Annotated in this window: 23 protein-coding genes; 10 read left to right on the forward strand and 13 right to left on the reverse strand. The window is 41.3% G+C overall.

What is annotated here, in order from left to right:
- Positions 1-90: 90 nt before the first annotated feature.
- Positions 91-2211, reverse strand: a complete 2121-nt coding sequence (gene nrdD / locus F0249_RS08250) for an anaerobic ribonucleoside-triphosphate reductase (RefSeq protein WP_171756359.1) — start codon at positions 2209-2211, stop codon at positions 91-93.
- Positions 2212-2293: 82 nt separating this feature from the next.
- Between nrdD and F0249_RS08255 the strand changes: the two genes are divergently transcribed.
- Positions 2294-2488, forward strand: a complete 195-nt coding sequence (locus tag F0249_RS08255) for a hypothetical protein (protein ID WP_113797971.1) — start codon at positions 2294-2296, stop codon at positions 2486-2488.
- Between the two features lie 309 nt (positions 2489-2797).
- Here F0249_RS08255 and F0249_RS08260 read toward each other — a convergent pair whose 3' ends face one another.
- The 3 genes from F0249_RS08260 to F0249_RS08270 are packed head-to-tail and all read right to left on the reverse strand — an operon-like array spanning position 2798 to position 4047.
- A complete protein-coding gene (locus F0249_RS08260; protein ID WP_171756360.1) occupies positions 2798-3256 on the reverse strand; it encodes a YeeE/YedE family protein in 459 nt (152 codons plus the stop codon).
- A gap of 15 nt (positions 3257-3271) precedes the next feature.
- Positions 3272-3691: a YeeE/YedE family protein gene (locus F0249_RS08265; protein WP_171756402.1), complete on the reverse strand. Its 420-nt coding sequence runs from the start codon at positions 3689-3691 to the stop codon at positions 3272-3274.
- Between the two features lie 47 nt (positions 3692-3738).
- Positions 3739-4047, reverse strand: a complete 309-nt coding sequence (locus tag F0249_RS08270; protein WP_171756361.1) for a helix-turn-helix transcriptional regulator — start codon at positions 4045-4047, stop codon at positions 3739-3741.
- Between the two features lie 175 nt (positions 4048-4222).
- Here F0249_RS08270 and F0249_RS08275 point away from each other — a divergent pair, with 175 nt between their 5' ends.
- The 3 genes from F0249_RS08275 (at position 4223) to ylqF (ending at position 8997) form a co-directional block, all read left to right on the forward strand.
- Positions 4223-5926 (forward strand): FAD-dependent oxidoreductase, encoded by a 1704-nt coding sequence (locus tag F0249_RS08275; protein ID WP_171756362.1) that lies wholly within the window; start codon positions 4223-4225, stop codon positions 5924-5926.
- Between the two features lie 571 nt (positions 5927-6497).
- A complete protein-coding gene (locus tag F0249_RS08280; protein ID WP_171756363.1) occupies positions 6498-7427 on the forward strand; it encodes a carbamate kinase in 930 nt (309 codons plus the stop codon).
- 625 nt (positions 7428-8052) lie between these two features.
- A complete protein-coding gene (gene ylqF / locus F0249_RS08285; protein ID WP_017052798.1) occupies positions 8053-8997 on the forward strand; it encodes a ribosome biogenesis GTPase YlqF in 945 nt (314 codons plus the stop codon).
- 67 nt (positions 8998-9064) lie between these two features.
- Here the strand turns inward: ylqF and F0249_RS08290 are convergent, their stop codons facing one another.
- Positions 9065-10048: a GTP-binding protein gene (locus F0249_RS08290; protein ID WP_171756364.1), complete on the reverse strand. Its 984-nt coding sequence runs from the start codon at positions 10046-10048 to the stop codon at positions 9065-9067.
- A gap of 591 nt (positions 10049-10639) precedes the next feature.
- Between F0249_RS08290 and clcA the strand changes: the two genes are divergently transcribed.
- Together clcA and F0249_RS08300 are read left to right on the forward strand one after the other, a co-directional pair.
- The gene (gene clcA, locus F0249_RS08295) at positions 10640-12046 is read left to right on the forward strand and encodes a H(+)/Cl(-) exchange transporter ClcA (RefSeq protein WP_017052800.1); all 1407 of its coding nucleotides are present in this window, start codon (positions 10640-10642) and stop codon (positions 12044-12046) included.
- A gap of 187 nt (positions 12047-12233) precedes the next feature.
- Positions 12234-13211: a TDT family transporter gene (locus F0249_RS08300; RefSeq protein WP_017052801.1), complete on the forward strand. Its 978-nt coding sequence runs from the start codon at positions 12234-12236 to the stop codon at positions 13209-13211.
- Positions 13212-13239: 28 nt separating this feature from the next.
- Here the strand turns inward: F0249_RS08300 and F0249_RS08305 are convergent, their stop codons facing one another.
- Together F0249_RS08305 and F0249_RS08310 are read right to left on the reverse strand one after the other, a co-directional pair.
- Positions 13240-13929: a DNA-3-methyladenine glycosylase I gene (locus F0249_RS08305; protein WP_171756365.1), complete on the reverse strand. Its 690-nt coding sequence runs from the start codon at positions 13927-13929 to the stop codon at positions 13240-13242.
- Between the two features lie 153 nt (positions 13930-14082).
- Entirely contained in the window at positions 14083-15168 is a 1086-nt protein-coding gene (locus F0249_RS08310; RefSeq protein ID WP_171756366.1) for a ketoacyl-ACP synthase III, read from the reverse strand.
- A gap of 426 nt (positions 15169-15594) precedes the next feature.
- Here F0249_RS08310 and ushA point away from each other — a divergent pair, with 426 nt between their 5' ends.
- Positions 15595-17301, forward strand: a complete 1707-nt coding sequence (gene ushA / locus F0249_RS08315; protein ID WP_171756367.1) for a bifunctional UDP-sugar hydrolase/5'-nucleotidase UshA — start codon at positions 15595-15597, stop codon at positions 17299-17301.
- Positions 17302-17538: 237 nt separating this feature from the next.
- Positions 17539-18696 carry an MFS transporter gene (locus F0249_RS08320; RefSeq protein WP_171756368.1) on the forward strand — a complete coding sequence of 386 codons (1158 nt, stop codon included), beginning with the start codon at positions 17539-17541 and terminating at the stop codon, positions 18694-18696.
- Positions 18697-18864: 168 nt separating this feature from the next.
- Here the strand turns inward: F0249_RS08320 and F0249_RS08325 are convergent, their stop codons facing one another.
- On the reverse strand, positions 18865-19767 hold the full coding sequence (locus F0249_RS08325) for an AraC family transcriptional regulator (RefSeq protein WP_136995319.1): 903 nt from the start codon (positions 19765-19767) through the stop codon (positions 18865-18867).
- Between the two features lie 52 nt (positions 19768-19819).
- Between F0249_RS08325 and F0249_RS08330 the strand changes: the two genes are divergently transcribed.
- Positions 19820-21205 carry an MATE family efflux transporter gene (locus tag F0249_RS08330; protein WP_171756369.1) on the forward strand — a complete coding sequence of 462 codons (1386 nt, stop codon included), beginning with the start codon at positions 19820-19822 and terminating at the stop codon, positions 21203-21205.
- Positions 21206-21298: 93 nt separating this feature from the next.
- Here F0249_RS08330 and F0249_RS08335 read toward each other — a convergent pair whose 3' ends face one another.
- On the reverse strand, positions 21299-21679 hold the full coding sequence (locus F0249_RS08335) for a nitrous oxide-stimulated promoter family protein (RefSeq protein ID WP_171756370.1): 381 nt from the start codon (positions 21677-21679) through the stop codon (positions 21299-21301).
- Positions 21680-21816: 137 nt separating this feature from the next.
- Between F0249_RS08335 and F0249_RS08340 the strand changes: the two genes are divergently transcribed.
- Positions 21817-22026 carry a DUF2986 domain-containing protein gene (locus F0249_RS08340; protein WP_017052809.1) on the forward strand — a complete coding sequence of 70 codons (210 nt, stop codon included), beginning with the start codon at positions 21817-21819 and terminating at the stop codon, positions 22024-22026.
- On the opposite strand, the gene F0249_RS08345 is transcribed toward F0249_RS08340, so the two are convergent.
- The 4 genes from F0249_RS08345 to nirD form a co-directional block, all read right to left on the reverse strand.
- On the reverse strand, positions 22018-22491 hold the full coding sequence (locus tag F0249_RS08345; protein ID WP_017052810.1) for an NYN domain-containing protein: 474 nt from the start codon (positions 22489-22491) through the stop codon (positions 22018-22020). The genes F0249_RS08340 and F0249_RS08345 overlap by 9 nt on opposite strands.
- Positions 22492-22570: 79 nt before the next feature.
- Positions 22571-23341, reverse strand: a complete 771-nt coding sequence (gene cobA, locus F0249_RS08350) for a uroporphyrinogen-III C-methyltransferase (RefSeq protein ID WP_171756371.1) — start codon at positions 23339-23341, stop codon at positions 22571-22573.
- A gap of 266 nt (positions 23342-23607) precedes the next feature.
- Entirely contained in the window at positions 23608-24423 is an 816-nt protein-coding gene (locus F0249_RS08355) for a formate/nitrite transporter family protein (protein WP_171756372.1), read from the reverse strand.
- Between the two features lie 131 nt (positions 24424-24554).
- Positions 24555-24884, reverse strand: coding sequence for a nitrite reductase small subunit NirD (gene nirD, locus F0249_RS08360; RefSeq protein ID WP_171756373.1), 330 nt, complete (start codon positions 24882-24884; stop codon positions 24555-24557).
- Positions 24885-24890 lie beyond the last annotated feature (6 nt).

Here is a 24890-nt window from a genome sequence, read left to right on the forward strand (position 1 = left end):
ACATGAATGCTTTGCCTGATAATTGAATTTCAGAATATCAGCAACGAGTCTCTTGTTTTAGGTTGAACCTAAACGTTGCTAATATGATGACTACAAGTGTTTAACGCGTCGCTGAACTTCTTCTTGTTTACCGAAGTTAAATGGACGCGCGTCTGGGCTGCCTAAGTAGCCACATACACGGCGAGTAACCGACACTTTTGTTGAGTCATGGTTACCGCATTTCGGACAAGTAAAGCCCTTACTGGTACATTCAAACTCACCGTTATAGCCACACTCGTAACACTCATCAATCGGTGTATTCGTACCATAGTATGGAACGCGGCTGTAACTGTAATCCCATACATTTTCTAACGCTTCAACGTTCTGCTGCATGTTAGGGAACTCACCGTAACAGATAAAACCACCATTTGAGATATCAGGGTATGGCATTTCAAAATCGATCTTATCGTATGGGTTCACTTTCTTTTGTACATCAAGGTGGAAACTGTTGGTGTAGTAACCCTTGTCTGTTACACCTTCGATTAAGCCAAATTCTTTGGTGTCAATACGACAGAAGCGACTGCATAGGTTTTCACTCGGAGTACCATACAAGCTAAATGCATAACCCGTCTCTTTTGTCCAAGTTTCCACTGTTTTCTTTAAGTAACGAACAATATCAAGCGCTTTTTCACGTAATTCAGCTTCATCATAGATGTGGCCTTCACCACTTGATAACGCCGTCATTGTTTCATGGATACCAATGTAGCCCAGTGAAATTGATGCTCGACCATTCTTAAAGATCTCTGCAATAGAATCTTCAGCATTCAAACGTACGCCACACGCGCCTTCCATGTATAGGATAGGAGCAACGCGAGCTTTTACATTCTCTAAACGGCTAATACGAGTTTCTAGTGCTCGACGTGCCAGTTTAAGTTTGTCATCTAACAGAGTGTAGAATTGGTCAATATTACCACCCGCAGAAAGTGCAATACGAGGTAAGTTCAGGCTAACCACACCAAGGTTATTACGCCCTTCGTGTACTAATTCGCCATTCTCTTCGTATGTATTTAGGAAGCTGCGGCAGCCCATTGGGGTTTTAAATGAACCCGTCACTTCGACAACTTTGTCGTAGTTAAGAATATCTGGATACATACGCTTTGTTGCACATTCCAATGCTAACTGCTTGATATCGTAGTTCGGATCTGTTGCCTGATGGTTTAAACCGTCTTTAATTGCAAACACAAGTTTTGGGAATACCGCTGTTTTACGGTTTTTACCCAAACCAGCAATACGATTTTTCAAAATTGACTCTTGGATCAGTTTTGAAGCCCAGCTAGTCCCTAGACCAAAACCAAAGGTAACAAAAGGAGTTTGTCCGTTTGCCGTGTGGAGTGTGTTTACTTCATACTCAAGCGATTGGAATGCGTCATAACACTCTTTCTCTGTACGAGACATTGCAAATTTTTCTGGATTTTGGATATCCCACTCTTTTGCAACGGCTAAGTGCTTTTCGTAGCTTGTTAGTACATAGGGTTCTAACACTTCATCAATACGGTTGATGGTTGTGCCACCATAAATATGACTCGCCACTTGCGCAATGATTTGAGCTGTCACTGCGGTTGCTGTTGAAATCGATTTTGGTGTATCGATTTCTGCGTTGCCCATTTTAAACCCACGAGTCAGCATGCCTTTAAGATCAATCAGCATACAGTTAAACATTGGGAAAAATGGTGCGTAATCTAGGTCATGATAATGGATATCACCATCTTCGTGAGCTTGTACTATATCACGCGGCAAAATATGAGTTTTTGCATAATGTTTTGCTACGATGCCCGCTAATAAATCACGCTGGGTAGGGATCACTTTGCCATCTTTATTGGCGTTTTCATTTAGTAGATCTGCGTTACTTTCTTCGATTAAGCCTTCGATTTCTTTTGTTAACGCACTCGATTTTTCACGAGAAATATCGCGGTCATGGCGATATTCAATATATGAGCGAGCAAGTCCTTTATACGGACCTTGCATCAGTTCATTTTCCACTAAAGTCTGGATTTCTGAAATGTGTACTTCATCGTAATCTTTTAGCTTCACTTCAACAGCTAAAGCTACGTTGAGTGCGTATATCGCCATTTCATTATCAATGTGTTCAGCTGCACTTTCTACTGCTGATTGAATACGATCTCTATTGAATGGCGCTCTTGAGCCGTCGCGCTTAATTACGATTGGTTTCACTATTTCCCCTTACCCTTAGAATACTCACAGACTTATCCACAAACACACTATATAGGGCTATTTATTATTTAACTGACACCATATGTTGTGGCGTATTAGACGAAAAGCACCTATTTATAGCATTGATCTAGATCAAGGAATTGCGTCTACTGTGCAAGATCAACTCGATCTAACGCACGCGATCCCACTTCTAAAAGAAACAATGAAATTATTGAAAAATGTGCTTTGGGGACTTGAAATTTACTCAGCCCTTTTGGCTAAAGGCTCTAAAGATTAGTGTTCGACGTCGACTGTCATCGGCTCACAAAACGTGGCGTTTTTCTATCATTTTTATTGTTTTTTATGCACCTTTAAATTTGATGTTTTCATGAAACAAAAATGTACATTTCAGACACCAAATATCTAAAATGTACTAAAACTAATCCACAATTTTCGATCAACATCAGCATCACTTCAATCTCTAACGCATAGACTCAATAACAATGCGTTAATCAGAGGTAGTTAAACAAGATCAGTGAAACAAGATCAGTGAAACAAAAGCAGCAACCTTAAACTCAATTCAAGTTACTGCTACTGTCGATGGTCATTAGTTCATGGCTTTTTTCATGACTTTATTATCACGATACTGCAATGCCCTATTCGTACCACCAAGTCCAAGCATCATCATTGAAAAGAAGACTAATACGTCGACATTCCCTAAAGCCAAACTAGATACGGCAGGCCCAGGGCAAATTCCTGCTAATCCCCAACCTAAACCAAACACAGCTGCTCCAACCACTAACTGCATATCAATGCTAGTCTTTGATGCTATACAAAACGCATCCGCCACCACAGGAGCTTGGCGCGGTTTAATCACAAAATGGTAGAACGGCATGAATACTGCCAATGCTCCGCCCATCACAAATATCAAGCTAGGATTCCACTCACCGAATACATCAAGAAACCCAATAACAACGGCTGGGTCAGTCATGCCCGAGAGCACCATACCCACGCCAAATAAAATGCCCGAAACTAAGGCTGAAAGACTAAATATAAGATGCTTCATGTTTATTCCACTCTCTTAAATTAAATGTAAACGAACAAAAACAGTGAATGCGGCAACACCCATAAAAATAGAGGTTGCTACAATTGAGCGACGAGAAACCCTGCCTAAACCACAGATCCCGTGTCCACTTGTGCACCCATTACCTAATCGAGTTCCAACACCAACCAGTAAACCCGCTACGGCCAAAACCAAAAATGACGAATCAAACTGCGCGGGTACACTTACACCGAATAAGTTTACACAGAGAAAACCACCGCTAATCATGCCAATCACAAATAGTAACCGCCATATGAAGTCGCCTTTCTTAATTTTCATTAACCCGCTTAATACACCACTTATCCCGGCAATTTTTCCACTAAGCAACAAAAGCAAAGATGCTGATATGCCTAGCAGAACGCCTCCAAATAATGCATCCCATGGAATCACGTTACTCATCATTACCTCACTTTTATGTACATTTTCTTATGTATTTTGCTTTGGCTTTATTTACAAAAGACGCCATGCAAGCTCTGAATAAGACTCTCAACTCTTGGGTCTGAAAGGGAGTAGAAAACTTGTTGTGCTTCTTTTCTCGTCTTTACCATGCCAAATTTTCTTAGCACCATTAAATGTTGAGAGAAGGCTGACTGACTCAACGCTGAATTTTGCTGTAGCTCTCCGACACCGACCTCTCCTTGCGTCAACTGACACAAAACAATAAGTCGCTCAGGATGCGCCATATGCTTGAGCAACTCAGAAACTTCAATCGCCCTATCTTTCATTTCATGGATATCCATTTGCACTGCATCCATCTCACTCTCCCCTTTCTAAATCTTTAATTAGAGCATACTAATAAAAGTAAATTAGTCAAATCTAATTTAGGAAAATTGCAATTAGCAACATTAACATTAGACAAGGCTAATTTAAGGTGTCATAGTAAATTCAACAGCGATAAAGTGCTAAAATTCTAATGATTCGGAGTAAGTGATGACTAAAATAGTAATTATAGGTGGCGTTGCAGGTGGCGCATCGGCTGCGGCAAGAGCAAGACGTTTAAGTGAAGATGCCGAAATTATCATGTTTGAGCGGGGTCCATTCGTCTCCTTTGCAAATTGCGGCTTGCCTTACCACATCGGTGGCGATATTGAAGATCGCAGTAAATTGCTATTACAAACGCCTGAAAGCTTTCTCGCGCGATTTAACGTCGATGTACGAGTAATGAACGAAGTGATGAGTATCAATCGTTCAGAAAAAACAGTCACTATCCGTAATTTACTCGATCAGTCAGAATACACCGAGAGCTATGATTTTCTTCTCTTAAGCCCAGGAGCAGGCCCTATTGTTCCTCCAATTCCAGGGCTGAAAAACCCTCTCACGCACACGCTGCGTAATATTCCAGATATGGATAAGATTCTTCAAAGCATCGCGATAAATAAACCCGATCATGCAACCGTCGTCGGTGGTGGGTTTATCGGTTTGGAAATGATGGAAGCTTTCCATCAACTTGGAATAAAAACCACACTCGTTGAAATGGCCGATCAAGTCATGACACCAGTTGACAAAGAGATGGCGGGCTTTGCGCATGCTGAGATCAAGGAAAAAGGGGTAGACTTACGTTTAGGCGTTGCTTTGGAATCAGTGGAATTTGTCCCAAATACAAGTATAGCAAGCACAGAAGCAGGCCAATCAACTGAGCACCAACATTTAACTGGTGAGCTGAATTTATCTCTAAATAATGGCGATATATTAACGACTGATATTTTAATTATGGCAATTGGTGTGAAACCCGAAAGCAAGCTCGCGGTAGACGCTGGATTGGAGATTGGAGCACTTGGCGGGATTCATACCAACGAATTTATGCAAACCAGCGATCCTGTAATTTACGCTGTAGGTGATGCTGTAGAGGAAGCCGATTTTGTTACAGGCAATCAGGTACTCGTGCCACTTGCTGGCCCTGCAAACCGCCAAGGTCGCATGGCTGCCGATAATATGCTTGGCCGCGAAGAGACCTATCAAGGAACTCAAGGAACGGCAATTTGTAAGATCTTCGATATTGCCATTGCTTCAACAGGTAAAAATGAGAAAGCGTTAAAACGTGATGGAATTCATTACGAGAAAGTTTACGTTCATACTGCAAGTCATGCGAGTTACTACCCTGGGGCGGAAATTGTCTCCTTGAAGCTCCTTTTCGATCCTGAAAATGGCACCATACTTGGAGCTCAAGCAGCAGGTAAAGAAGGAGTAGATAAACGAATAGATATCATTGCAGTCGCACAACGTGCAGGAATGACCGTTGAGCAACTGCAACACATTGAACTGACTTATGCTCCCCCATTTGGCAGCGCAAAAGACGTGATAAACCAAGCGGCATTTGTCGCAAGTAATATAATGAATGGTGATGCTAACCCTATTCATTTTGATGAAATCGATAATTTACAAGCAGACCAACTCTTACTTGATGTTCGTAACCCAAGTGAGCGTGAAGATGGTAACTACATAAAAGGCGATATTAACATCCCTGTAGATCAACTTCGTCAGCGAATAGATGAACTTCCTGAGAATAAAGAAATTGTAATTTATTGTCAGGTAGGCTTACGTGGCAATGTTGCTTACCGTCAGCTGGTCAACAATGGTTTAAAAGCGAGAAACTTAATCGGGGGATTCCGCACCTACAAGTTCGCTAAAGCATAACAATAAGACGAAAAGAGCCTTTATTTATCGTAAAGGCTCTTGTAATCGTCTCATTATAAGCAACTCATGTTGTCAAAATTCAATGGCGCTTTGCTTCTCGGGTATAAAGTAAGAGCGCCATTTTTGTAAGAACATGCACATAATCCTTTGTTTTATTCATAATTCTTTCATCGCAAACAATGTTTCACGACATTTATTGTGACTGACTCGTCATTTTTTGAACAAATACTTATTATTTTAGATTTTTCACACTGAGATAATATTCACTAAAGGCGAATCGTTGGTGATAAAAACTGCTTAATCCCTGCCTTTGCACTGTTCTTGTGAATATTTAATCGAATTATTTTAACTACAAGTGAATAGTGTGAATATCTAGTGAAATGATATTTTGATTGCTATCACATTTAGACCTATTACTTTGCCATACTATAGCTTCATATTAATTACTCCCCTACAGAATAATTAAATCAAATAACTAAGCTCCTTGTTTATTAATAAAAATCAAAGAAGCAATTAGTTAATCCCTACGAAAAATATATAAATCATTATTAAATGATAGGAGATCATTATCATGCGCATCGTATTAGCTTTAGGTGGCAACGCTCTTTTAGCCCGTGGACAAGCATTAACGGCTGAAAATCAACGTGAAAACATTATCAAGTCGGCTGCAAGCATTGCAGCAATTGCACGTGAGCATGAAATCGTCATCGTCCATGGCAATGGCCCACAAGTGGGATTACTGATGGAACAGAATGCGGCATACCATGAATGTTCCCCGGAGACGACGCCTTATCCTATGGATGTTTTAGGTTCTCAAACTTGTGGCATGGTTGGCTATATGCTTCAACAAGAGCTAAGAAATATCGACTCTGAATTAGAAGTAGCAACGTTAGTTACACAAACAGAAGTAAGTAAAGATGACCCTGCTTTTGCTAATCCAACAAAATTTGTTGGCCCTGTCTACACAGAGCAACGAGCAAAAGAGATCATGTCTCAAACAACAATGAAATTTAAAGCAGATGGCGAATATTACCGCCGCGTTGTACCTTCACCAATGCCAAAAGATATTGTTGAAATTCAACAAATAGAAACACTTCTAGATACAGAAAACCTTGTTATTGCTTGCGGTGGCGGCGGTGTGCCAGTATGTATTGAAGAAGGCAAAAGCACAGGTGTTGAGTGCGTGATTGATAAAGATCTAACCGCTGAATTATTAGCAGAGAAAATCAATGCTGATTTATTTATTATCTTAACAGATGGCTCTATCTACCGTAATTACGGCAAAGAAGATCAAGCAGAAATGAAACAAGCAACACCTTCAGGTTTGGCTGAATTTAATTTCCCAGCGGGTTCTATGGGTCCTAAAATTGATGCTGTTTGTAAGTTTGTTGAAGCAGGATTAGGTAATGCAGCCATTGGTTCTCTGTTTGATTTAGATAAAATCATTACTAATGAAGCAGGTACACTTATTACTAAAGGCGACGGTGTCGTTTACTATTAATGGTTTGCTAGTGCTTGTTCATTCTTAATAATAATTTTTAAATACATTCCTATTATAAGCCTCAATATCATTGAGGCTTATTTTTATTACTATATACTAAAAATATCCGACAACTCACTTCATAATCACGCTTTAAATAAATCACCACCCTGTATGCACTTAATTAAAAAACAATAATTACATTACTCCGATATTTTTGCTTATTAAAATACAGTCAGACTATCAAAACCTCTTCATTTTCTTTCTTCAAATTAACATTGTGCCCGTTAAAACCTACCACTTGATGTTGAATCTAGAATTCCCCTTAAAAAGGGTAATGAGTAAAGATCGCAGTTTGGAGCGTCATTAATCTGCATTCGCTCTTTGTTGTGGTTAGATCGGTAAGTTTTTGGAGAATACCTCTACTTAACGGTCAGCACTTCTGTTCATCAACAGCTACACCGAGAGACCATATTTCATAGTAAGATTCCCGCCTACTAAATAAAGTGTTAAGATCATCACATCAAAATGGCTATGAACAGATTAATCCTGTTTTTGGGTTAGTTCTCCCTCTTTAATGGTTTGAGAACGTTATGTACCCCAAAAGCCCATAGCAGCACACAAATTATCAATATAAGGCTTTCAAATGGTTAACAACAGTATTCAATGGTTTCCGGGCCATATGCATAAGGCTCGTAAAGAGATTGAAGAAGTTATCCCGCAAGTTGATGTAATTATTGAAGTACTTGATGCGCGAATTCCGTTTAGCAGCGAAAACCCTATGATCTCGGAACTACGTGGCGATAAACCATGTGTCAAAGTACTAAACAAGCGTGATTTGTCAGACCCAGACTTAACACAATTGTGGATCGATCACTTTGAGAAAGAGCAAGGCGTAAAGGCAATGGCAATTACGACATCTAATCTCAATGAAGTTCAAAAAATCATGGAGTTGGTTCGTAAGCTTGCTCCTCACCGTGAAGAAATTGGTAAAAACATTCGTACCATGATCATGGGGATCCCCAACGTAGGTAAATCAACAATTATCAACTGTCTTGCTGGTCGTATGATTGCGGTAACAGGTAACCAACCTGCTGTGACTCGTCGTCAACAACGTATTAATCTTCAGAATGGCATTGTACTTTCTGACACTCCAGGGATTTTATGGCCAAAAGTAGAAAACCCTCACAGTGGTTTCCGTTTAGCGGCAACAGGTGCGGTTAAAGATACGGCGATGGAATACGATGAAGTAGCGTTTTACACTGTTGAGTACTTAGCAAAGCACTATCCTGATCTTCTCAAAAATCGTTATCAAATCGAAGAATTGCCAGAAACTGACATTGAATTAATGGAAGAAATTGGCCGTCGTCGTGGGGCATTACGCTCGGGTGGTCGTGTGGATTTACACAAAGCATCCGAAATACTCCTCCATGAACTTCGTAGCGGAACATTGGGACAGATCACTCTAGAACGACCAGAGATGATCACTCAAGAACTCATCGATGTTGAAATCGAGATAGAGCGTAAGAAAGAAGCACAAATTAAGAAAAAAGAAGAGCGAAGAAAACGTTACTTGCGTAATAAGCGATAGTTCCAATCTCCAGTTCGAAAAATAGAGAGGCGTGGATTAAATTCAACGCCTCTCTTTACATCAAATATTACTTAATACCACCAATTTTCAAAAGCAGCCCTTCAAGCTGATCCCAAGGCATGAGTTGCGAATCAATGACTTCAATACGAGATTCAAAGCCTTCTAAACTGATTTCATTCACCGAAACGACTCGATTCGCCACATTGAACGCATAACAGCCTTTATCGGTATTGATCACGGCTTTTACTCTTTCCGCCGTTAAGTCACTCAGCAGCGAAAATAGCTCATCAAAATCAAATTTATACTCTGCGCCAATCAACCAACCGCAACTAAAATACCCTTGCCCGCGATTCTCTTTTCGCACATAAGATTGGCCTGGAGGCAATTCAAATTGAGGTTCCAAATCCGCATGATCATGGTGATGCGACTCTAATTGAGTAGAAGCACTGCCATCACGACGTTCAATATCTAGAACTTCTATCGGCAATTCGCCTTTCTGAACTAATTTGCTAAATATTTTAGATGGTGTCTGATCCGTCACCCAATCGTTGAAGGCATCAATATCGTCAGCAAAGCACTGATCGATTTTATTACCAATCACCACATCAGCACTATCAAGTTGATCGTTGAAGTTCTGATTTTCGATATATTTTGAGTTGCTTAAATTTCGTGGGTCCACCAGCGCGATGGTGGCCTTCAAATCGACATATGGCAAATATTGCGCAGACGTTAATGTTGCAACCACCTGTTTCGGATGACCAAGTCCAGTAGGTTCAATCAGCAAGCGATCTGGCTTTTGGCGCAACAATGCATTAATTCCGACACTCATAGGAACGCCAGCTGTACAGCACATGCATCCTCCAGGTACCTCTTTAATCATCGCACCTTGATCAGTCATCAAAGCGCCATCAATGCCGATTTCACCGAATTCATTAACCAATACGGCCCATTTCTCACCCTCTGGCTTTGTTTTAAGCAGGTTTAGTATTGCCGTCGTTTTACCTACGCCAAGAAAACCAGTGATAATATTTGTAGGGACTTTGTTTGACATGTAATTACTCCTCTCTTAATTGGAGTATACAAGAGATATTTCAGATAAACATAAGGTTATGGTGATCGGAATGGGATTAAAGAGTACTACGAACAAAAACGTCTATCCCGTAGAGATATTGACTAATCAAACAAATATAACTTTAGGAAACATAGCTTCAGGAAATATTCGCCGCCAAACGTCAAAAGGCGCACTAACGAATTGTCTAGTACGCCTTAAACCTCGTTACTCAATCGTGAGTTCGCGAATCAGGGAGTCTATTGACGCGACCTGAACATATTACGAGGACTTAAAAATGGTTTTCGAATCCATCCAAATTGTAAGTAAAACCAAACATTCCTCCTTGGTGTAGGTTGATGTCGCTTTACAATTTAACTATGGCCCATATTTTCAATAATTCAAGATCCTACATGATGAATGTATGTTTATGTGACCATGGTTCCACTCTAGAGCCCATTAATCCGTAGCCTTGTTTCATTTATGGAATTCAACATTGCAATCTTATTGCTACTGGATAAACAGTGAGAGCGTATAATTCCGGCTCCCCTGACGACCAATCCTATTTAACCTACCTAGTGGAGCCCTATTTTTATGTCCAGAAGAGAGAGAATCAAGCAATCTTTACTCGCAAAAGTGCCTAGAGATGCGATCAATCAATTTCTCTCAAGAGACAAAACGCCTGTCTCTGTTCTGGTTTTATCATGCATTGTTGGTTTATTCGCTGGGTTAGTGGGAAGTTACTTCGAAGTTGCGGTTCACTTCGTTTCTGAAACGCGAACAGACTGGTTGAAGCTTGAAATAGCGCACTTCGTTCCTCTATGGCTAGCCGCATTTATTATCAGTGCTGGGCTCGCATTTATTGGCTATTTTCTCGTGCATCGTTTCGCACCAGAAGCCGCCGGTTCAGGCATACCTGAGATTGAAGGAGCAATGGACAATATTCGCCCTGTTCGTTGGTGGCGAGTATTGCCTGTGAAGTTTTTTGGTGGACTAGGCGCACTAGGTTCGGGCATGGTTTTAGGGCGCGAAGGGCCAACCGTGCAAATGGGGGGCAATATTGGACGAATGGTCACGGATATTTTCCGAGTCAAAGATGATGACAGCCGCCACTCATTATTAGCATCAGGAGCGGCTGGAGGACTCGCGGCGGCATTTAATGCTCCATTAGCTGGGATCATGTTTGTTGTTGAAGAGATGCGCCCTCAATTTCGTTATTCTCTAATTTCTATTAAAGCAGTCATCATTTCTGCTATTTCAGCCAACATCGTTTTTCGTTACATCAATGGTCAAGCTGCGGTCATCACCATGCCGCAATATCAGCCACCAGAATTGAACACATTGTGGTTATTTCTTTTGCTCGGCGTTCTATTCGGGTTGTTTGGTGTGGTTTTCAATAAACTCGTGACACTAGCTCAAGATATGTTCGTTGCGATTCATAAAAATGACCGTAAGCGCTACTTACTTGTCGGCACTTTACTGGGTGGCTGTTTTGGCTTGCTGCTTCTCTATTTGCCTGAATTAACAGGCGGTGGCATTGGCATTATTCCAGATATTACAAATGGCAATTTCTCGACCAATGTTCTACTGATGATTTTTGTTGGGCGAGTACTTACAACTCTGCTCTGTTTCGGCTCTGGTGCACCTGGTGGTATTTTTGCACCGATGCTCGCTTTAGGTACCCTTTTTGGCTATACATTTGGTGTCACTGCTGACGCATTTCTACCTCAATTAGATATAGAACCTGGTATGTTCGCGATTGCCGGCATGGGAGCACTTTTTGCCGCAACGGTTCGAGCGCCAATTACTGGGATTCTGCTCGTGATTGAGATGACAAATAACTACTACTTGATCTTACCTTTGATCATTACCTGCTTAGGTGCAGTAATTATTGCTCAAATGTTAGGTGGACAGCCCATCTATAGCCAACTTCTTCGTCGTACACTGAAAAACGACAAACTTAGACAAAGAGACTTACCAACACAAGAAGAGACAAGTTAATAGCGGCTCAATCTATTTAAAGGATTACCTCTCGGTTTATCACTTAAATAGCGCACGCAAACGTTAAACTTGATATTATCCGCTCAATTACCTGGCACTCTATTTTTGTTGCATATAGGTACATTGAGCGTTGCTTTATCTCGCAAGTAGCGAAATAAATAATATTGAGTTTAATTGGAGCAAATCGTTGAATTGGAAAAGACTCACCCATGTAAAAAATGTGCCTCCTTCACAGGCATCATTAGCGCTAGGTGTCATTGGTTTGGGTCACGCTTGGGCACTCTATGTCCCTAGCATTGGAGAAACAATACGTCCATATTTGGCTTTACTTGGTGCAGTGTTATTACTTCCAGTGTTATTGCGCTACATTACTAGCTTTAAGACCTTCTTCAATGATATTCGTCATCCATTAAGTGGCAGCCTGATGGCCCCAATGAGTATGGCATTACTCATTTTATCTGATTACTTGGCGGTTGTTTTACCTGTGGTCGCTTATCCGCTTTGGTTCTGCGCGCTCATATTACATTTCACCATGATGGTGCTTTTTTTTAGTTTCCAGATCATGAACTTCAAGATGTCCCACATTGTTCCTAGCTGGTTTCTCTACCCTGTCGGACTTATCAGTAGTTCGCTCGCAGGTTCGCAATTAGGTCATGCCGTTTTTTCTGAAACCTTAGCCACCATTTGCATTGCAATCTACTTTTTCATGCTGCCGTTGGTTCTATATCGGCTCGTATTTGAAGGGATGCTACCGCGAAAGGCAAGACCGACTTTGGCCATTATGGCTGCCCCGGTTAATTTAACTCTAGCGGCTTATATTGTTAATTTTGAGCACCCAGATCCCATTCTAACGGGCGCTTTAGCAGGCATAGCCATCACGATGACATTGCTCATTTATCTCTGTTATATCCGCTTAATGCGTTTGAAGTTTCAACCTTCTATTGCAGCCGTCACCTTTCCTTCTGTTATTAGCGCCATTGCAATGCATCGTTTAACTTCATTTTTTGCCGAATCACACCCAAACTGGTACTGGTTACATAACTTTGGCTTCTTTGAATTGAGCATCGCAACAGGCTTAGTGATTTGGGTTTCTGGCGGTTACATAAAAATGTATTGGCCTGAGTTATTTATTAAAAATCAGCCTCGAACCGATACTCAATCTTAATCAGAGAGAGCTAGCATCTTCCATTCGATTAGAGGACTCGATTATCCCCACAGCTGTACGCGATGATCTGACTAATTTCACTCAAGCTTCTACCCGACTCTTGCTGCCATTGGTTAAAAGCTTTGTTCGCCGCAAGTTGAGCTCGTTTGGTGGTACGTCCGCTGTCGATAATTCCCGTTTGGCGCAAATAGGATTCAACATCTGATGATAAGATAAACGTATCCTTCCCCATTTGACGCAGTGCGTAAGCACCCGTGTTTCCACCCAACCGCTTACCATGTTTCTTTAAGTAGTCCCACAACTCTGTGATGCTTTCTGATGGCCACTCTGCAACCATCTCTGAAAAAGAGTCATGCTGCTGACGGGCAGATCGAATCATCATCGCATTCGCAGGAATCGTCATCACCTTAGTTAGGTGGCGAATAATTCGTGGATCTTGTGCTTTCTTTTCCCACATTTCATCTGACAACATCATTAATGAGTCGATTTTAAAACCAAAGAAAACTTCTTCAAAATTGGGCCACTTCTTTCTGACTACATTCCATGAAATTCCGCATTGAAACACCTTTTCGGTAAACCCAGCAAGCCAGCGATCATCAGTAATGCAACGTAAATCATCGTTATTTAAAGGTTGATAAATCAAGTTCTCCAATTGAGTTTCGCCACCTTTTCTCTCTTCTGCCCGCTGGTATATATGTTCAAATTTCTCTTGTGTCACGCTTATTACCTATATTTTTATTTTATCTGTAGAGTCTACAAAAACTAGATGCTGATATATCGGCTATCCACCCAAGTTAACTATTGCCCCATAAAAATAATGCCGCAAGCTGCGGCAATATTTATTGATTTCGAAGACGATATTTTATTTTCGCTATTCAGGTTTATTTTGACAGTGCTGAATGGCATTCTCTAATAGCTCTAATGCTGTCTCTTTACACTCAGGTAAACGTGCATCAGGCTCAGCAATAGGCGTCACACGATCGCCCCATTTAATATGACCTGCTCCCCAAGTTAAACCCGCACCAAATGCTGCCACTAATATCTCAGCGCCTGGTTTTACACGACCTTGTTCTAGAGCTTCACACATCGCAATTGGAACCGTTGCTGCCGATGTGTTGCCGTACTGCTGAATGTTTACAAATGCTTTATCTTGGCTAATACCAGACATATCACATAGTGTTTGAATGATTCGGATATTAGCTTGATGAGGAATAACCACATCAATATCATCAGTAGAAATACCCGTACGAGAAAGAACGGTATGAGCCGCCGCCCCCATTCCTTTCACCGCACGTTTGAAGATCTCTTTACCGACAAAATTGAAGTCAAAATAGCCATTATCAGCAGCAAAACGATCCATCGCAGTACCAAATTTAGGTACGGCTAAAATATCTCGACCAGCAGAATCACAACCGATTTGCGCTTGCTGTAAACCTACCTTTTGTTCTGTACGGCTAAGAGTCACTGCACCAGCGCCATCACCAAATAGAACGGCGGTATCACGCTTGGTCCAATCAATATAGAAAGACAAACGTTCTGCACCCACTACGATTGCATTGCGATAATTACCCGCTTGCATCAGTCGCGTAGCCGTTTCTAATCCGTAGACAAAACCCGTACATGCAGCATTTAAATCAAACGCAGCCGCACCTTTAATACCAAGGTTCTGTTGCACTTTTGACGCAATATTTGGTAACAGCGAATCCGCAGAGCATGACGCGACAATGATAAGGTCAATATCTTCAGCCGTTAATCCAGAACATGCCATCGCATTTTTTGCTGCTGCGGTTGCAAGCTCAGAAGTATTCACATGACTGATTCGACGGTTTTCGATACCAGTTCGAGAACGAATCCATTCATCTGATGTTTCTAAGAATGTACTAAGATCTTGATTCGATAAAATAGCTGGTGGTAGGCACTTTCCCCAACCTGTGATTTCAGCGTAAAAATTTGTCATTCGGGACCTATTTATTGTATTCCAATTGCGTATTTTAAGCCTCAACCAATAAAACTCGCTTACATTCCTAAATTGTTCATTAGAGGACTAAGTTGAATTGTAATAATTTGGCTTTACTGTATTTCACAGATTATACGCTGAATTGTTAAAACTGTAAGCAGTGGTTACACAATCATAATTCTCAAGTAGACGATCTGTTTGATATTATTTATATCAATATCAACCTTGTACATCACATTTTCTGTAATTTTTTGCGTTACACATTGTTAATCCACGAAAAATGTTTATTTCAAAACTCAGCCCCCAAGATCATCACAAATATATTTAGCCCAACTTCAACCTAGATCTTCATCACGAAAAATAATAATGGTTTCAGTATATTGCAACGAAAACTAAAATCATGTCATAAAAACAAGGATCCCCCTCATGAAGTTTTCCAAATCTCTACTCGTACTTTCTGTAAGTATTGCAATGGCTGGTTGTGGCTCAGACAGCGACAGCACAGACGTTACTTGCGAAACTGCGGATTCATGCACTAAATTTACAGTTCTCCATACCAATGACAACCATGGTCGCTTCTGGGAAAACAAATATGGTGAGTATGGCATGGCTGCTCGCAAAACTCTGATCGAACAAATTCGAGCTGAAGTGACTGCAAATGGTGGTGAATCTATTTTGCTATCTGGTGGCGATATCAATACAGGCGTTCCTGAATCTGACATGCTGAATGCCGTGCCTGATTTTGTCGGCATGAATTTACTAGGCTACGATGCTATGGCTCTCGGTAACCACGAATTTGATAACGAGCGTAGTGTTCTGGATATGCAAAAACAGCTAGCGGATTTCCCGATGCTAGCGGCAAACATATACTTAAAAGATTCAGATGGAAACGTAACAGAAGAACGTTTATTTGACCCATACAAAGTTTTTACTATTAATGGATTAAAAGTTGCTGTCATTGGTTTAACAACAAAAGACACTGAGAAACTAGTCAACCCTACCAATGTTGCTGATTTAGAATTTGCCGATCCTCAAATTGAGATTAAAAAAGCAATTGCGGAAATTGAAGCAAATGAAAATGTTGATTTAATATTTGCAACTACACATATGGGTCATTATGCAAATGGACAGCACGGTAGTGAAGCTCCTGGTGATGTTAAATTAGCTCGATCTTTAGAAGAGGGAGAATTAGACGCGATTATCGGTGGTCACTCTCAAAACCCAGTATGTATGGAAGGCGAAGAATACGCAGACTTTAAACCTGGAGATGCTTGTAAACCAGATCAACAAAATGGCACTTACATCATGCAAGCTCATGAATGGGGCAAGTATGTTGGCCGTGCAGATTTTGAGTTCTACGAGGGTAAACTTCATTTAGCTGATTACAGCTTAGTTCCGGTAAACCTGAAAGCAAAAGATGAGAATGGTGTTCGTCAATTCATTCAAGATGAAATTAAGCCAGACGCAACAGTAAAATCGATCCTTCTTCCATACCAACAAGAAGGTCAAGAACTGCTGGATGTTGTTATTTCAAATACAGATGATGTACTTGTTGGTGAACGAAGTGTCGTCCGTTCAGAACAAACAAACTTAGGCCACCTTCTAGGACACGCTTACCGTACCTATAACCTTGTAAATGCCGATTTTGGAGTTATGAATTCTGGTGGTGTTCGAGCTTCAATTCAACCTGGAAACATAGCTTATCGTGATGTACTAACGGTGCAGCCATTTGGTAACTTTGTCACTAAAGCGACAATGACAGGTCAAGAAGTTAAAGATTACCTTGATGTTGTAGCGACAAAAACAGCTGGCTCTGGTGCGTATGCTCAACTGGATAACATTAACCTAACGGTAGATTGTGATTTAAGTGATGTAACGATCAACGACATCAATGGCAAAGGTTTTAACCTAACGGATACATACTCTTTCTCTGTAATTAGCTTTAGTGCTGCAGGTGGTGATAACTACCCTGTTATTGATGTGGAGTCTACTCAAATAACTGACGCTGCTGTACTTAGAGAATTCTTTGTCAATAACCCACAAGTTAATGCTGCTGATTATGCTCCTGTTGATGGTAATCTCACTTACATGAGTGGCGGCCAAGAAGTTAAAGGGTGCCCTTCTGCTCAATAAATAACAACACTCTATTAATGAATAGACGATCAGTGCTATTCAAAAAGGCCTTAATTATTTAAGGCCTTTGTCTTTTCTGGCGACTAAATAAAAGAATATATACAACACATCTTAATCAATTTATCTGATAACAATTTTCTATCGTCTAGATAAAATTCTTTCGTTTTACAGTCAGTCTTTTTCCCTCCATATTCGCGCAATACATCACTATTAATCCGCGAATTGGAGACCCCGACATTGGAAAACACCCTAACCTTAGCGCCTAAAAAAAGCATTGCTGTACCTGTGATCGCGCTAACTCTCTATGCTGTGTCATCAGGCTACTTAATGAGCCTGATCCCACTGATGCTGTCGCATTACGGTTTAGAGAATCAACTTGCCAGTTGGTTAGCGAGTGCCTTCTATGCAGGTCTTTTGATTGGTGCTGTCTTCATTGAGCCTCTTGTCAAACAAATTGGTCATCGCAATGCTTTCGTTTTGTGTTTAGCCTGTTTCATGGTCACGATCCTTGCGATGCCAACATTTACATATTCTTCTGTCTGGCTTGCGGCTCGTTTAGTTGCGGGTATTGCTGTTGCTGGTGTATTTGTGGTGGTTGAGTCATGGCTGATGAGTGGTGATGAAGCAAGCCGAGCAAAGCGATTAGGTATTTACATGGCTGCGCTGTACGGTGGCGCTTCAATTGGTCAATTAGGGATCGGTACCATTGGTGTTGAAGGAGCCGTACCATTTATTGCGATTCTAACGTTGCTGCTGATGGCAGTCTTAGTCTTAATGTTTGGCAATGCGCAACAGCCAGAGAGTCACAACACCAGTGCTCTGTCGTTTAAACAGATCGCAAAACTGAACCATGCTGCAATCATTGGCTGTATCATTTCGGGGCTTACCCTGGGTGCGATTTACGGACTAATGCCAGTAGAGCTTACTCAGCGTGGTATTGAGACGTCTGATGTTGGAAGCTTAATGGCATTGGTTATCTTAGGGGGAATGGCGATTCAACCCGTCGTGCCTTGGTTATCCAAATTCCTAGGACGTACTCTGTTAATGGCAATGTTCTGCTTTCTGGGTGTTTTCTCGATAGGGTTAACCGCTCAATCAGACAGCCAAATAATACTAGCCGTTTGTTTGTTCATGCTTGGAATGGCAACGTTCGCTTTATATCCAATTGCGATTAATTTAGGCTGTGAAGGGTTAGACGAGTCGTTCATTGTATCAGCAACCCAAGTCATGCTGTTTAGCTACAGTGTTGGCTCTGTGGCTGGCCCTTTAATTGCGAACAGTTACATGGGTTCGAAAAACGGCCTACTGAGCTACCTATTTATCTCATTAATGGCGACGTGTATTTACATGCTACTGGTAAGCGTAAAAGGCAAAAAGCAAGCGATGGTGGGTTAAGAGAAAAAGGTTTTATGCTTATTTCCAAGTGCTTTTCCACAAGAGCTTTTTCACAAGAACCAATTTTCAAGAGCTTATTTACAAGTACTTATTTATAAAGCTTTTTCTCGAATATTGTTTTAAGCGGATACCAAAGGAGAGCTCATCACTCTCCTTTTTTATTGGCATCTAAATAGACGCTAACTGCTGAATAATATTCTTACGATACCGACTAGGAGAACAGCCAAAATATTTACGAAATCGATGAGTAAAATTATACGGATCTTTATAGCCAAGCCGCTGCGCAATCATCGAAATCGTCCACTCTTGGTATTGAAGTAAATCCGCGGCTTTTTCCATCCTCAAATGAATCAATCGGCTTCTTGGTGACATCCCATAGAGATTTTTTGAGATACGGTTCAACTGCTCTTCACTAATGAAACACTTCGCAGCCATCTCTTTTACTGTCCATGGTAGATGCAACTGGCTTTCTACTTCATTAAACAAGGTATGAACCCGAGACACGGAACTGGTCGATTTTGATTCAACGCCAGTCAAAATTAAATTAAGTTCACTGACCAAAAGCCGACGAAACGCCGTTCTTCCCTCTATTTCACAATGAATTAAATTCAGTAATGACCACATCTGTTCACATTGGTGATACGGCAAAATGGTTAACCCTAACGCTTCAAATTGCTGCCATTTGGCTATTGCTTGTGGCAACAACCAGATCATCTTCCAGTAGTTATCGACACTATTGAGCTCAAAGCGAAATGGTTCGCCAGCAGGGATCACCAACAGCGAGTAAGGTTCGATCAATTCAACTCGATCCGATGTCGTTAAAATGCCACCGCCCTCTAGCGTGAAGATAAGTGTGTGTACCGCAACCCCACAGCGCTCGACATAATAACCATCCGTTAACTCCGCCATTCCTGCCATGAAAATCCCTTCTTGACTAAGTTCTGGAATGTCTGACGTAGTTAAAAATCGCTCTTTACAAGCATCTGCCAGATAGACCTCTTCATGCCATTCGGTTTTAGGTGACATTTTACTCATGACGGATTTGCACAGGTTTTCTCTATTTTCACACATTCTACTTATAACCCTTTCACTCTATAGTTGCGTTCCAAAATGAGGAATGACAATGACTTTTAAAAACTACCCGAAAACACTCAACAAAGCCACACCTGACGGTATGTTATCTAAGGTGATAAAACTGGGATTCCCTGTTGCTATTCAAAGTGCGCTAGTGGCAATTCTTGCGCTTGCAGACGTCTTAATGGTCAGCGACTTTGGTAAAGAAGCAACTGCATCTGTGGGAATCGCCTCAAAATGGCATTTTGTCGCAATCATGATCATGGCTGGTATGGCATCTGCAAATGGTGTTTTGGTGGCTCAATACTGGGGGCGAAATGACCGCATAACAGCGAAAACGATCACTATGCTGGCAATGCGTTGTGGAGCAAAAATCTTATTGCCTGTGACTTTAATCATTACTCTAGGTTCTAGCTATATCATGATGCTACAAACCAGCGATGCTAGAGTCATTGAATTAGGGGCGACTTACCTTTGGTACAGTTTTCCCGTTCTCATTTTAACTCACTTGATTGTGGTCGCTGAATCCGCCATGCGATCATCAGGTGACACTGTCACTCCTCTATTTTTAGGTGCAGTGACTATTGTTGTCAATATTGGCTTAAACTTTTGGTTAATCAAAGGTGGGTTAGGAATTCCGGCAATGGGTGTGGCTGGGGCGGCATTAGCGACGACTATTTCAAGGCTGCTGCAAGTGGTATTGATGTTTGGTTTCTTAAACTGGCGTAAACATTGGCTAATCACGTCACAGACGCTGACTGAATCCACTCAATTATGGGCTTCTTATAAGCGTCTTGCGATTCCAACAACGGCCAGTGCGGTGATGTGGGCGACAGGTACCTTGATGTATCAAATGATCTTCGGTCATATGGGCACAACTGAATTAGCCGTATTCAGCATGATTGGTCCTTTTGAATCACTCTGCTATTCACTATTTTTTGGCATTTCAGTGGCGTGTTCCATTTTACTTGGCCAATCTTTGGGAAGAGATGAATTTGCAGATGCATTTAAAATGTCGAAGTTCTTCATCAAAACAGTATTAGGATTCGGCCTGACTGTTGGAGGCGTATTGCTGTTCGGAAAAGATATGATTCTATCGTGGCTAAATTTGACCAGTGCAGAGCTCTACCCTCTGGCCTCTCCTGCACTGAGTGTACTATGTTGTGCGATCTGGTTACGTATGCTCAACATGATCATCATCAACGGAATTTTAAGAGCAGGTGGTGATAATCAGTTTTGCTTGCGTATGGATTTCATCTCGATGTGGATGGTTGGAGTACCACTGACTGCATTGGCGGCTTTTGGTTTAGGATGGGATTTTAAATACGTTTACATGTTGATGTTGGTGGAAGAAGTGGTGAAATTTTCACTCTGCTTCCACCGTTATTTAAAACGTCACTGGATGAATAACCTAACGTTGCCAGCATCAGCATAAAATCAGTTAGAACAGCGTAATTAAGAGAATGGATTAGTCGGTGAACAGGTAAATAGGTGAGACAAGTTAAGCGCGCCCTTAACCTTGTTTCGCCTACTTTTTTAAGCGTATATGTCGATTAGAAGCATTTGGTTTAGGTTTATCTGGTACTGTCCGCTTTTCATGTATTAAGTGTCGAATCGCCAAAATAGGATGTGGAAGTAGCATGCGAGGCCCAGCATAGCGCATCACTACTCGCATCTGCTCTTTAGGCTCGGGTTTATAGCAATGGATAGGGCATTTATTACACGTTGGCTTCGCTTGTCCGTATGGGCAGCGATCAAGCCTTACTTCAGCGTAACGCAATAAATCAGCACACTCAGAGCAGAGTAATTCTTCACCATGATGCTTACGGCAGTATATTTCAACCATCGCTTTCACCGTTTTAAATTCGGTATGTAACCCACCTAATAAAATATCACTGACTTTATTCATAACTCTATCTACTACGGACTAATAAGGGTGGTTCATTCTCTTGTGATTTGGATCAAAATTCTTTATTCTCCCCCACAACAAAAATCGCGAAATTCACGCATAAATGCCAAACGCGATAAGGCCACAGGGTAAACACCATGAACCGTAAAAAAAAGATTAATGATATTCTAAAAAAGAAAATGAAGAAGCAAAACGCGAAGCTTCATTCAAGCAATAAACCTCGTTACATTTCGAAAGCTGAACGTGCAAAAATGGAAGCAGAAGAAGCCGCGAAAAATGAAAACACGGCTACAGAAACAGCTACCGATAACAGTGCTGAAGCAGTAACGGCACCTGAATCAGAGTAACAGATCGTTATCGATCGGGTGAAAACGACTGGCAGAATCAATAAGATTTTGAGCTGTCAGTCCAGGCACACCATACACTTCAACTGGCTTGTTAAAACGCTGCTTAATACGCTCTACAAGTACTTCAAAATCACCGTCACCTGATACTAAAACGATCACATCGGCTTCTTCAGCCAGTTCGATAGCATCTAATGCGATACCAACGTCCCAGTCACCTTTAGCACTACCATCACGCCTTTGGATGAATGGCTTTAATTTAACTTCAAAGCCTACCCCACGTAAGATATGGTGAAATTGACGTTGACGTGGATCTTGACTGGCGATCGCATATGCATTCGCTTTAATCACTTCACGTCCAGTGGTAGCAACATACCAAAACTGGTTGTAATCGAAGTTAGAGCGGTATTTTTCTTTAGTGGTGTAGTAAACATTTTGAACGTCTACTAAAATTGCGACTTTTTCCATACGACATAAGCTCTGTTAAATTTTCATCACCCTAGACGATTCCACTGGAAAAAGCGAACACAATTGTCAGGTCTTAAACCTACTTACCAAACCAATCCAATTTTTCATGAAGCGAAGTGACACTGCCAACCACGATAAGTGCTGGGCTGATTGCTTGTTTTGCAAGTTCAGGAAGTTCAGCTAACCGACCGTGGAATACTCTTTGTTCTGGTCGCGTACCATTTTCGATAATGGCACAAGAAATATCCGGTGACAGGCCGTGATCAAGTAGATTTTCGGTTATGGTTGGGCTCTGTTTTAGTCCCATATAGAAAACTAAAGTATTGTTGGACTGAGCTAATGATGCCCACTCAATTTCCTGCCCATCTTTCTGTAAGTGCCCTGTAATGAATTGCACACTCTGCGCGTGATCTCTATGAGTTAACGGTATACCAGCATAAGATGTTGCTCCCGCTGCCGCAGTGATCCCTGGGATCACTTCAAATTTCACACCCTGTTCAGCCAATGTCTCTAACTCTTCACCGCCTCGGCCAAAAATAAACGAATCACCGCCCTTCAAACGCGCGACATGTTTCCCCTCTTGCGCCTTATCGACAAGTACCTGATTGATTTTATCTTGTGGCACAAAATGAAAATCTAACTTTTTACCCACGTAAATCATCTCTGCATTTTCATTCGCCAGTGCCAAAATTTCTTTTGAAACCAATCGATCGTAAACAACGACGTCAGCCTGCTGAATAACACGTGCGCCTTTTACCGTCAGTAAATCAGGATCGCCCGGCCCCGCACCTACTAATGATACAAATCCTTTTTTTTCTGTCTGAGTATTTAATTGTGAAGCTTCTGACATGTAGTACTCCGAATGCGATTCGATCCCTTTCGAATCTGATGATATCTAGGATAAACGTAAATGTGCGCTCAATCCTTTAAATTTCTAGTTTCTAGACTATCAGTTGTGACAAGCAAACATCAGTCTTACTTCCAATTAAGAAAGAAGTATTTATAACTAAATGATCTATTGTTCTTCACCCTATCTCAATGCCACTGAGAATAGAAAAAGCCTCAAGCTTATAAACTTGAGGCTTTACGGTCAGAACCACGACAAATTACTGATGATTATTTAGCATTAACCATTGGGGCTGTTTTTGCGTGCGTTAGGTATAGAGGAACACACGTAAACAGTAGGCCACCAACAATATTACCTAGAATGGTAGGAATTAGGTTGAAGTTCAACCATGTCGCGACACCAAAATCAGCACCTAAAATCATACCTAATGGGAATAGGAACATGTTTACGACTGTGTGTTCGAATACTAGCGCGAAGAAGATGAAGATTGGGAACCACATCATTGCTACACGGCCAGACACAGTGCGTGCTGTCATGTTGCCGATAACACCTAAACAAACCATTAGGTTACAGAAGATACCGCGAACGAAACACGTGATCCACCCGTCCATCCCCATGTTTTCAAAACCTAGGCTACGAGCCGTAGAAACAGCGATGAACTTTTGCGCAACTGCGTTTGGATCTAACGAGAAATTTCCCGTTAAAGAGATTGCAACTAATACCGCAACGATAAGAGAACCGATGAGGTTACCAAGGCCAACAATACCCCAACAACGTAAAACACTACCCCAAGTCACACCGGCACGGTTATCAAATTTAGCAAGAGGAGCAAGACCAAATACACCAGTCACCAAGTCGTAACCCATAACACTTAAAATAACAAAACCCACTGGGAACACAAGTGCGCCTACAATACCGATACCTGTTTGTACGATCGTTGTGATAGCAACAACAACCGCAAGAGAAAGAATGATACCAGCCATAGTGCTTCGGATCAGAAGATCACGAGTACTTGTTTTTGTTTTTGCTTCACCCACATCGATCATCGTTTGAACGAATTCAGCTGGTTTAAAATCAGTAGACATAAATTGTCCTTATTAAAAAGTTAAAAATAAAAGTTAAAATCAGATAGGAAAAGGCTCTAGTTGCCGAATTAAGGCAATGTCAGGAACTAGAGCCCTTGAACTATCAAATCTTTAAGCTAGGTATCCAAGACTTAAGATGCGATCTCTACTGCACCGTCAGTAACACGAGCTTTATACGCTTTCACATTAAATTGCTCATCTTCCATGCATACGCCAGTAGTCAGATTAAAGCGTTGCTTTTTCAGTGGACTTGCCACCCAAAGCTCGCTTTGGTGCTCTACGATCAAGCCACGCGATAGCACGTTCGATTGAAAATAAGGATCCGTGTTACTAATTGCGAATACCTCTTCACCTGCTGCTGGGCGAAACACTGCAACTTGCTCACCGTCAACAAGTGCACATACACCAGTACCAGGAACGATATCTTCTAGCTGACAGATTTTAATAAATTTAGAAGCCATAATAAT

It is taken from the genome of Vibrio sp. 03-59-1, assembly GCF_013114135.1.
GTDB classification, from domain to species: Bacteria; Pseudomonadota; Gammaproteobacteria; order Enterobacterales; family Vibrionaceae; genus Vibrio; species Vibrio cortegadensis.

Excerpts from the sequence above, each read along its gene's own strand:
- F0249_RS08260 (WP_171756360.1), bottom strand. The coding sequence starts at position 3,256 with ATGAAGCATCTTATATTTAGTCTTTCAGCCTTAGTTTCGGGCATTTTA.
- F0249_RS08275 (WP_171756362.1), top strand. The coding sequence starts at position 4,223 with ATGACTAAAATAGTAATTATAGGTGGCGTTGCAGGTGGCGCATCGGCT.
- F0249_RS08280 (WP_171756363.1), top strand. The coding sequence starts at position 6,498 with ATGCGCATCGTATTAGCTTTAGGTGGCAACGCTCTTTTAGCCCGTGGA.
- F0249_RS08340 (WP_017052809.1), top strand. The coding sequence starts at position 21,817 with ATGAACCGTAAAAAAAAGATTAATGATATTCTAAAAAAGAAAATGAAG.
- ylqF (WP_017052798.1), top strand. The coding sequence starts at position 8,053 with ATGGTTAACAACAGTATTCAATGGTTTCCGGGCCATATGCATAAGGCT.
- F0249_RS08290 (WP_171756364.1), bottom strand. The coding sequence starts at position 10,048 with ATGTCAAACAAAGTCCCTACAAATATTATCACTGGTTTTCTTGGCGTA.
- F0249_RS08255 (WP_113797971.1), top strand. The coding sequence starts at position 2,294 with ATGTTGTGGCGTATTAGACGAAAAGCACCTATTTATAGCATTGATCTA.
- F0249_RS08355 (WP_171756372.1), bottom strand. The coding sequence starts at position 24,423 with ATGTCTACTGATTTTAAACCAGCTGAATTCGTTCAAACGATGATCGAT.
- nirD (WP_171756373.1), bottom strand. The coding sequence starts at position 24,884 with ATGGCTTCTAAATTTATTAAAATCTGTCAGCTAGAAGATATCGTTCCT.
- clcA (WP_017052800.1), top strand. The coding sequence starts at position 10,640 with ATGTCCAGAAGAGAGAGAATCAAGCAATCTTTACTCGCAAAAGTGCCT.
- F0249_RS08270 (WP_171756361.1), bottom strand. The coding sequence starts at position 4,047 with ATGGATGCAGTGCAAATGGATATCCATGAAATGAAAGATAGGGCGATT.
- F0249_RS08335 (WP_171756370.1), bottom strand. The coding sequence starts at position 21,679 with ATGAATAAAGTCAGTGATATTTTATTAGGTGGGTTACATACCGAATTT.
- F0249_RS08345 (WP_017052810.1), bottom strand. The coding sequence starts at position 22,491 with ATGGAAAAAGTCGCAATTTTAGTAGACGTTCAAAATGTTTACTACACC.
- cobA (WP_171756371.1), bottom strand. The coding sequence starts at position 23,341 with ATGTCAGAAGCTTCACAATTAAATACTCAGACAGAAAAAAAAGGATTT.
- F0249_RS08330 (WP_171756369.1), top strand. The coding sequence starts at position 19,820 with ATGACTTTTAAAAACTACCCGAAAACACTCAACAAAGCCACACCTGAC.
- ushA (WP_171756367.1), top strand. The coding sequence starts at position 15,595 with ATGAAGTTTTCCAAATCTCTACTCGTACTTTCTGTAAGTATTGCAATG.
- F0249_RS08325 (WP_136995319.1), bottom strand. The coding sequence starts at position 19,767 with ATGTGTGAAAATAGAGAAAACCTGTGCAAATCCGTCATGAGTAAAATG.
- F0249_RS08265 (WP_171756402.1), bottom strand. The coding sequence starts at position 3,691 with ATGAGTAACGTGATTCCATGGGATGCATTATTTGGAGGCGTTCTGCTA.
- F0249_RS08310 (WP_171756366.1), bottom strand. The coding sequence starts at position 15,168 with ATGACAAATTTTTACGCTGAAATCACAGGTTGGGGAAAGTGCCTACCA.